This window comes from Gordonia asplenii (genome assembly GCF_012933505.1).
GTDB lineage: Bacteria > Actinomycetota > Actinomycetes > Mycobacteriales > Mycobacteriaceae > Gordonia > Gordonia asplenii.
This window is the reverse complement of the sequence record NZ_JABBNB010000073.1, coordinates 1-1,601: the sequence shown is the minus strand read 5'-3', so window position 1 is coordinate 1,601 and position 1,601 is coordinate 1. Positions and strand designations below refer to the sequence as shown.

Genomic DNA, 1,601 nt, shown 5'->3' with positions numbered 1-1,601 from the left:
ACCGAAGGGCCACAAACCTTCATCTCCTGTGCAGCAAGCACTTTCAAACAGTCGCCTCCTACATCGCGACTCCCTCCATGCGTCGTGACACAACAATGCCGCGCAGTTAAGGTCCGTGGGCTGTTGTCAAGGGGGTGGTGATGGTGATTTGTGTGTGGTGGTTGGTGCGGTCGATGGGGCCTTTGGCGCGGTGTTTGGAGATGGCGCGTTTGACGACGCGGGGGCTGGATCGGGATCGTCGTGGGGGTAGGGGCCGGGCGAGGATCGCTGCTGCGATGTGACTGAAGGTTGTTGGGGTGGTGGTGGCTTCTTTTGCGTTGTAGGAGTGGATGATTCGGTCGCGGGCGGTGTTGAGTGCGATGGTGAAGCTGGCCCGGTCCGGGGCGACGGCGGCAGGCTGGACGGCGTCGGCGATGGCCAGTCGGAGCGCCTGGTAGGTGGCCAGTAGGGCGTAGAGTTCCTGCTCGATTCCGTCGGGGGTGCGGGCGCGCAGCACCCGACCGTGCAGGAGCGTCGATTTCAGTTCCAGGTAGGTCGTCTCAATTTCCCAACGCTGGTGGTAAAGGTCGACGAGGTCTGCCGCCGGGTACCGGTCCGGGTCGAGCAAGGAGGTCAGCAACCGGTAGTGGCCGGTCTTGACCAGGATGCCGGTGTTGGTGTCGTAGACGTCGATGGTGGCGTCGATGACGCGCAGGGTGACCGAGCCGATGCGGGTGAGCCAGGTCCCGTCGGCACAGCGGCCGATCAGGGCGGGTTTGCGGGTGCTGCTGGCCCGGATCAGCAGATCGGCGTGGCTGCCGAGGATGATCGCCTTGTACACCTTTTGCGAGTCGTAGGCACGGTCACCCAACACCAGCATCCCCGACCGCAGGGACCGGAAAAGGGTTGTAGCGTACGCGATTTCACCGTCACTGTCGGGTCCGAAGGTGACGTCGAGCAGGGTGCGGGTCGAGCAGGCCACCAACGCCGCCACCCGCATGATCGGATAGCTGGCACCACCGTGGGTGCCTTTGACATGCCGGTAACAGGCCCGGTTGGCCTCACTGTCGGGAACGACCAGGGTGGTGCCGTCGATCGCGCAGACGACCAACCCGTGCCACCGGTGCGCACCGCCGGTATCACCGGCGAGCACCTCGAACAGGGCCCGCAACGGTCGCGGGCCGACCCGGCGGCGGGCCTGACTCAACGCCGAACTGCCCGGCCAGTGGCACCCGCGCAGGCCCGCGGTCAACCGGGCCCACACCTGCTCGTAGCCCACATCGGCGAACAAGGGTGCTGCCAACAGCAGATACACCACCACCCGAGACGGCAACCGCCGCAACCGCGACTGGGTTGCGCCGGTGTCGGACAAGACCGCATCAACCATCTCCACCGGCACGATCGCCGTCAACTCCCCCAGATGCGCGGGCCCGAATGGATCAAGAAGAGTCCCACCACCATTCGGCGTGACAGACTGAACAGGCAACGGGACTCCCAAGGGCTCGAGGATCGTCTTTGGCGGACAATCCATCGAAACCCCGAGTCCCGTTGCCCCACCACGCGACACGCCGACAACGCACACACTTGACACACCCCACCCACCCCTTAACTGCGCGGCATTG

Annotated in this window: 1 protein-coding gene; it reads right to left on the bottom strand. The window is 65.0% G+C overall.

The genetic code is table 11. From position 1 onward, the window contains the following. Positions 1–106: 106 nt before the first annotated feature. Positions 107–1,465: an IS4 family transposase gene (locus HH308_RS29230; RefSeq protein WP_170197809.1), complete on the bottom strand. Its 1,359-nt coding sequence runs from the start codon at positions 1,463–1,465 to the stop codon at positions 107–109. Positions 1,466–1,601 lie beyond the last annotated feature (136 nt).